Here is a 6,845-nt window from a genome sequence, read left to right as displayed (position 1 = left end):
TTCAAAGTGTCATAAACTCGCACAGTTTCATATTTGAAGCCCGCAGCCACGACTGAACTAGCAGTCACGGCTGCGGGCCTCCTGCAGATCTAGCTCTGCTAAAAATCTAAAAGATTACTTGTTAATCACCGTGGTCGGGTGCACGTAACCCAAAGTCTCCGGATCAACCGGGAACTCAATGTCGCCGAAAGGCGAATCTGCACCAGCGTGGTGAGCAATCAGTTCAGTAACAGCGTGCTGACCAGGCTCGAGGTCCTTCGGCCAGCCGGGATCGACATAGGATTTCTTTGCAACGTTAGCCATGCTGAGATTATCCCAAAAATTTTCTCCCCAGTCACCTTCTCCCCTCCTTAAATCTCACTAAAGTGGGGATTGTCATGACTAGCACCACCCCCTTTGCACTCTTTTCCGACTGGCTGGCAGGTCAACCAGACCAATTTGTGGGCACTATCCTCAGCAATCGCCCCGATGCGCTGTCGCCGCCGCCGAAGTCTTCCCAGGTGCTAGCGGCAAGGCTCCAGCTCCGCGCTTCTGTCTCCCGCGCGCTGACCAAACTGCCCGCACTGGAGCTCGCCTGCATTGAGGCTGCCGCTGACCTCGGTGCCGACGCCGAACCCGTCACTGCGGACGCCCTCATCGACTACATTCTCGACTTACTCTCTCGAGCAGAAGTTCCCGCCAATCAACGGCCCACGGCCACACATATTCGGACAAGCCTCGATACCCTGCGCGAATACGGACTCATCTGGGGCAACGGCCCCGGCCCCCGCGGCACCTTCACCGGCAAGTCCACCCGCAAGAAGCCTCTGCCCTGGCAGGACTACTTCTGTCTCAGCGATGAGGTCGCCACCTCGTTGCCACCCGGCTGGTATCTTCTGCCCAATCCCGATGGCCCCAGCCGCAGCCAGCTACGCACGGCACTCACCAAGGTCACAGACAGGCAGCAGCGTCTCCTGGACACCCTCGCCAACTCCGGAGGTCTCGGCGTCACAAAGGACGCTCATCCGGATGCCGACCCCTCGCTGCCGGTCCCAGCGCTCATCAACGCCGAACTGCTCGAACGCATCGACGAGGGCACCGTCCGCCTACCCGCCACCGTTCGCGCGCTTATGCGTGGAGTCGGGCTTGCCGACGACGACGTCCCCCTGCGCCCCGAAACCCCCACTACCCATGTGGTTGCCAGCGGTAATGACCGTGCTGCCGCCACTGCCTGGGAAACTTTGCGACAGGCGACTGACCTCCTGGACCTACTGGGAACCAACCCCGCACCGACCTTGAAAAACGGTGTCATTGGAGTGCGGGAAACCCGCAATCTCATCGAGGAGCTCGGCGTCGACATCTCGGAGCTGGCTCGCGGCGTGGCTAACCTCGGTGCAGCGGGCCTGGTTCATGTCGGCACTCCGCATCCGCTGCCACTGCACGACACCGGTGGTGACTATTTCGCACCCACGCTGGCAGCCGACGGCTTCCTCGACGCCGATCTGGTTGACCGGTGGGTGAGCTTGACAGTCGGCACTCGCACTAGCGACGCAGCGCCCTGGCGGGTCGACCAGCTCAATGAGGAAGGCAAACGCATTGCTCTGCTCTCCCCACAAACTCGGCTCTCCGGGGTACCGTCAATCCGGGAAATGGTGCTGGCCTGCTGTGCGCAAGTGGCGTCGTCGGCAAGCGACAACGACGTCGTCGCCCTGACTGACCTGCGTGAATGCGCCGCCTACTACTACCCCATCACCAATGCGCGGTGCACGGACGAGGTGCTCAGTGGCGTGGTCGAGGAGCTGGTCGCCCTCGGCATCGTCGTGCGGGACCCGGGCGTGGAAACGATTTCCGTCGGCCTTAGCGACGTCGGCAAAGCCATGGTCGCGCTCATCGAATCCGGCACTGCCGAGGCCTTCGACGATCTGCGTGCCGCCTGTAACAACCTCTTGCCGCCGAACGCTTCGTACCTGATGGTCCAGGCGGACAACACCATCGTCGTGCCGGGCCCCGCATCCCCGGAGATGGAACGCATGCTCAGTTCGATTGCGCAGCTGGAATCTCCCGGCCTCGCCAGCGTCTACCGCGTGACCGAAGACAGCCTTCGCGATGCCCTCGACGCCGGCATCAACGCCGCCGATATCTCGGAGTTTCTCTCGCGCTACGCCGTCGGCGAGGTGCCGCAGTCCATTACCTATCTGCTTGACGACGTCGCCCGCCGCCACGGTCGTCTCCGCGGTGGCCCCGCAGCGTCGTTTATCCGCTGTGACGATCCGGCCCTGCTGGCCTCATTCCAGAGTCACCAGGCTGGACAAAGCCTGGCGTTGCGGAAGATTGCCGAAACGGTGCTGATTAGCCAGGCCCCGCTTGCCCAAGTGATTGAGACCGCTAGAAATGGGGGCTTTTCCATCATCGCCGAAGATGCAGAGGGTTTGGTGCTGGATCTCGGTCGCGCTCCCTGTCGCATTGAGGCACCAGCTCCGGTGCCCACCGCGCGTACAACGATGCCCGAACCGGAACGCATCAGCCAAGCGTTGACGGCTATTGCCGATGGCAACCGTGCTGCCGAGCACGCCGGTAGTTCCAGTGGCGCTACAGCCAGTGGCAGCACTGCTGGGGTCTCTGGCTCGGTTGCGGATTCGGCGACAGGTACGGGGACGGCTGCCGGTGCCAGCGCTAGCACCGGTGGCACGAGCGACTACGCCTCCGGCACCGAAGCATTCAAGCTTCTGCAGCGCGCGGCACGCCACGGTGACGACCTCTATTTGAGCTACGTTGACCGCAACGGCAAACCCGGCCGCAAGCGCGTGCGCCCAGTCACCGTCTCCGGTGGGCAGGTCGATGCTATCGACCCGGCCACCAGCCAAGTGCTGCGCTTCCTGCTGCATCGCATTACCGAAGTACATCCTGTCGACTAGGCGGCGGGCGCGGGGACCGTCGTAAAGCGATGCAAAAGCGAATGTGACGGTTCGGGATGATTCGAGCCCGTGGCGCATCTTCTGCGTAATCGTGGCAGAATTGACCTTTAGCTTATTTTTGGTCGAATGTCTGCGAGGCGAGGAAATAATGGGTTTCGGTACGGGTCCGCTGATCGTCCAATCGGATAAGACGGTGCTGCTGGAGGTCGATAATCCGGAGGCGGATGCGGCACGCGCGGCGCTGGCACCATTCGCGGAGCTCGAACGTGCTCCTGAACACGTGCACACCTACCGCATCACCCCGCTGGCGCTGTGGAATGCCCGCGCCGCCGGTCACGACGCGGAGCAGGTGGTCGACGTCCTCGAGCGCTTCTCCAAGTTCCCCGTCCCACAGCCCCTGCTTATCGACGTCGCGGAGACCATGGACCGCTACGGTCGCCTGAGCCTGACCAAGCATCCAGCTCACGGCCTTATTCTGGTCTCACACGACCCTGCGGTACTGGCCGAGGTGACCAAGCACAAAAAGATTCGCCCGATGCTCGGTGAGCAAATCGATGCCGACACCTGGACCGTGCACCCCTCCGAGCGAGGCCGAATCAAACAGGAGCTGCTGAAGGTCGGCTGGCCTGCCAATGACACCGCCGGCTACATCGACGGTGAGGCACACGCCATCGCTTGGCAGGATCAGGGCACTGGAGGTGACGACGCCTGGGAACTGCGCGACTACCAACGCATGGCGGCTGATTCCTTCCGTGAAGGCGGCTCCGGCGTCGTGGTGCTGCCCTGTGGCGCAGGCAAAACAATCGTCGGCGCAGCGGCCATGGTAGACGCGCAGCGCACCACTTTGATCCTGGTCACCAACACGGTTGCCGGTAGGCAGTGGCGCGACGAACTGCTGCGACGCACCTCGCTAACCGAGGACGAAATTGGCGAGTACTCCGGCGAAAAGAAGGAAATTCGCCCCGTCACCATTGCGACCTACCAAGTGGTCACACGCAAGACCAAGGGGGAATACCGCGCACTCGAGCTATTCGATTCCCGCGACTGGGGCCTCATCATCTACGACGAGGTCCACCTCCTGCCCGCTCCTGTGTTCCGAATGAGCGCGGATCTGCAGTCGCGCCGTCGACTGGGGCTCACCGCCACCCTGGTGCGCGAAGATGGGCGCGAGGGCGACGTCTTCAGCCTGATTGGCCCGAAGCGCTACGACGCCCCATGGAAGGACATCGAAGCCCAGGGCTGGATCGCACCGGCTGACTGCGTTGAGGTCCGCGTGACCCCGACCGAGTCCGAGCGCATGCTCTACGCCACGGCTGAGGCCTCCGACAGGTATCGCCTGGCCGCAACGACGCCGACGAAGATTCCCGTCGTTAAGCAAATCCTTGCCCGACACGAGGGCGAACCCGCTCTGGTGATTGGTGCCTACTTGGATCAGCTCGAAGAGATTGGCGAGGAACTGGGCGTCGATGTCATCGAAGGAAAGACGTCTAATGCCAAACGCGAGGAGCTCTTTGGGAAGTTCCGGCGCGGCGAGATCAACACGCTGGTGGTCTCCAAGGTTGCGAACTTCTCCATCGACCTTCCCGAAGCCTCTGTCGCCGTGCAAATTTCCGGCACCTTCGGTTCCCGACAGGAGGAGGCACAGCGTCTGGGGCGTCTCCTGCGCCCGAAGTCCGATGGTGGTGGCGCCGTCTTTTACTCGGTGGTGACTCGCGATACGCTCGATACTGAATATGCAGCTCATCGCCAGCGTTTCCTGGCGGAACAGGGCTACGCCTACCGAATCGTCGACGCAGATGAGTACCTCGGCCCAACCCTGCCCGGCGATTCCACCGCTAGCTCGGAATCCTAGAAAAATGGATAACTAAAGGACTGCCATGAACTTTCACTTCCCCGTCAACCGCGAGCACACCAACGCCAACAACGAGTACTACCGCGATGCCCGCCGACTGCTCATCTCCTCCGGCATTTTCTCTGCTCTGCTGCTCGTCGGCGCTGTGCTGGTTCTAGTAGTTTTCGACCGCACGCCGTTTGTTATCGGCAGCGCGGTTGTGCTTTTCGCCCTCGCGGTTCTCTACCTCGGCGTTACCTTCCAGGTGCGACGCGCAATCAAGGATCCGCAAGAGCTTTACGACGAATCCCCGCTGGTTCCGGCCATGATTGCGCGTGTGGATGAGCGAACCATGGTGCTGATGACTTTGGTGAACATGCGTAAAAACCCCTCCGATGGAGAGCCCGTCCCGGCCCTGGCTACACGTACTGTCACCACGATTTCGGGGGTTCCCCGCCGCGTGGGCGCGAAGGTGCCAGCTGTTGCTGTGGCCGGCACGCATAAGAGCCGCACCGAGTTCTACGATGAAATCACCCCAGTGCCCCTCGCGTGGTCCACTCCGGATAAGGCAGTCATCGCTCAAGCCCAGCGCAATATTCCGGTCAACGATTGGAATGTCCTCGAACGCAACATCGACCGGGTGGAAGAGGTCCACGCAACGAAGCGCAACCTCCTGCCGCTGAACTAGTCGGGGCCTGTTCACCCCCGGCCTTCTGGCACTGAGCTGTTCTAGCTCCGCCCCCGGTTTCCCTCACCGGCGCTCCCCTCCGCAGCGCTCACATGCACAGCGAGAGCGCCATTGGGAACTGAAACGGGTTGACTAGCTCTTGCCCCAGGACTCTTCGTTCTGCCGGTCAATCGCTTCTTTATCGTATTCACCTGTCGGGTCCTCTGGCAGCTCACGTTCCGTGTGAGTGGCCTCTAAAATGAACCGCGCCGCGTCCGTAATCTGCTCTCGCTGAACCTTTGGGACCGCAATCTGGTGAGTTGCCAAGAATTCCGCATGAGAGGCCTCTCCGCCCGCCTCCTCGACCTTCTTCAGGTACTCGGTAGCTGGACGAACGACAGTATCGCGGGTAGCTGCCTGAACGTGGACACGCATGCTTCGCGACGGCTCATGCAATCCCGGTGACACTTCCTTTGCCGAATCGTCAGAGGTGCCGAAAAATGCCTGCAACCACACCGCAGGCGCGCCACGCAAGTCTAGGGCCGGAGCAACGAGCAACAGAGCAACCGGCGTGTCCTGACTAATCTGGTCTACCGCGGAAACAACGTTGTGCCCGCCTGAAGAGACACCGTAGAGAACTATCGGGTTCTGATCGCTGATGGGCATTGCACCCAATTTCTGAAGCTGCAACGAATCATCTGCGACAGATGCGACTACCCGCACGATGTCATTGACGGCCTCAGATACCTTGTGCTCTGGTGCGAGCCGGTAATCCACATCCACAACAATTGCGCCCGATCGGGCTGCCAGGGCAGCCATATTTGGGCCGAAGGAATTCTCACGCAGACTGCCGTCACCCATCCAGAAAGCGCCACCGTGTGCGGCAACTACCACAGATCCGGTTGGATCCTTCGGAACAAAAACTCGAACCGGAACGCTAGGACTATCCCCCACCGTCGTATCCGTTACTTCAACCTTGCCATCGGCATACGCAAGGTATGGCGAAGAATGGTTGACGGCCGCCCCCAAGACCATCATCGAACCGTGAATAATAGCGTCGGGCATACGAGCACCGCGGTCATTGACTGACGCACGAGCCTTCCTGATGTCTTCTTCAGAGGCACCCAACGGGACAACCTCGCTCAAGTAGGAATAGGCCGAGACGTGTTCTTCAAGCCATTCAATAAGCTGTTGCAGCTTACCCTCTTCGGTCGTTACGGGAGTGAAGTTGTCTTGAGACTCGGCCTCAGAAGAATCGAGGTTAACCACGTCGGAGTTAGGTGTTTGATTAGTCATAGAAACAGTCTGCCACAGAGAACCCGTCAGGATTCACCAAGCTGGAAAACCGGGAATTTAATCGATCGGTTTTGCTAACTGAAAATCAACAGAATATTGGATGGCACAAAAATAGTACTTTGCGTCATTTATTCTGTTGAATGTTGTTTACTTGTGG

General features: G+C 60.4%; 5 protein-coding genes. 3 read left to right on the top strand and 2 right to left on the bottom strand.

Annotated features, from left to right (window positions below; genetic code table 11):
- Nucleotides 1-114 precede the first annotated feature (114 nt).
- Complete coding sequence (locus HMPREF3042_RS00790; protein WP_016423317.1) at nucleotides 115-303, bottom strand: hypothetical protein; 189 nt, start codon at nucleotides 301-303, stop codon at nucleotides 115-117.
- Nucleotides 304-377: 74 nt separating this feature from the next.
- Between HMPREF3042_RS00790 and HMPREF3042_RS00785 the strand changes: the two genes are divergently transcribed.
- The 3 genes from HMPREF3042_RS00785 (at nucleotide 378) to HMPREF3042_RS00775 (ending at nucleotide 5,413) form a co-directional block, all read left to right on the top strand.
- Nucleotides 378-2,894: a helicase-associated domain-containing protein gene (locus tag HMPREF3042_RS00785; RefSeq protein ID WP_070855809.1), complete on the top strand. Its 2,517-nt coding sequence runs from the start codon at nucleotides 378-380 to the stop codon at nucleotides 2,892-2,894.
- 148 nt (nucleotides 2,895-3,042) lie between these two features.
- Nucleotides 3,043-4,746, top strand: coding sequence for a DNA repair helicase XPB (locus HMPREF3042_RS00780; RefSeq protein WP_070851949.1), 1,704 nt, complete (start codon nucleotides 3,043-3,045; stop codon nucleotides 4,744-4,746).
- Between the two features lie 25 nt (nucleotides 4,747-4,771).
- The gene (locus HMPREF3042_RS00775; RefSeq protein ID WP_070855808.1) at nucleotides 4,772-5,413 is read left to right on the top strand and encodes a DUF3239 domain-containing protein; all 642 of its coding nucleotides are present in this window, start codon (nucleotides 4,772-4,774) and stop codon (nucleotides 5,411-5,413) included.
- Between the two features lie 132 nt (nucleotides 5,414-5,545).
- On the opposite strand, the gene HMPREF3042_RS00770 is transcribed toward HMPREF3042_RS00775, so the two are convergent.
- Nucleotides 5,546-6,688 carry an alpha/beta hydrolase gene (locus tag HMPREF3042_RS00770; RefSeq protein ID WP_070855807.1) on the bottom strand — a complete coding sequence of 381 codons (1,143 nt, stop codon included), beginning with the start codon at nucleotides 6,686-6,688 and terminating at the stop codon, nucleotides 5,546-5,548.
- Between the last annotated feature and the right edge of the window lie 157 nt (nucleotides 6,689-6,845).

It is taken from the genome of Corynebacterium sp. HMSC074C05, assembly GCF_001838325.1.
In the GTDB taxonomy this organism is placed as follows: Bacteria; Actinomycetota; Actinomycetes; order Mycobacteriales; family Mycobacteriaceae; genus Corynebacterium; species Corynebacterium amycolatum.
The sequence above is the reverse complement of the archived record's forward strand: the minus strand, read 5'-3'. Positions and strand labels throughout refer to the sequence as shown.

Excerpts from the sequence above, each read along its gene's own strand:
- HMPREF3042_RS00790 (WP_016423317.1), bottom strand. The coding sequence starts at position 303 with ATGGCTAACGTTGCAAAGAAATCCTATGTCGATCCCGGCTGGCCGAAG.
- HMPREF3042_RS00785 (WP_070855809.1), top strand. The coding sequence starts at position 378 with ATGACTAGCACCACCCCCTTTGCACTCTTTTCCGACTGGCTGGCAGGT.
- HMPREF3042_RS00780 (WP_070851949.1), top strand. The coding sequence starts at position 3,043 with ATGGGTTTCGGTACGGGTCCGCTGATCGTCCAATCGGATAAGACGGTG.
- HMPREF3042_RS00775 (WP_070855808.1), top strand. The coding sequence starts at position 4,772 with ATGAACTTTCACTTCCCCGTCAACCGCGAGCACACCAACGCCAACAAC.
- HMPREF3042_RS00770 (WP_070855807.1), bottom strand. The coding sequence starts at position 6,688 with ATGACTAATCAAACACCTAACTCCGACGTGGTTAACCTCGATTCTTCT.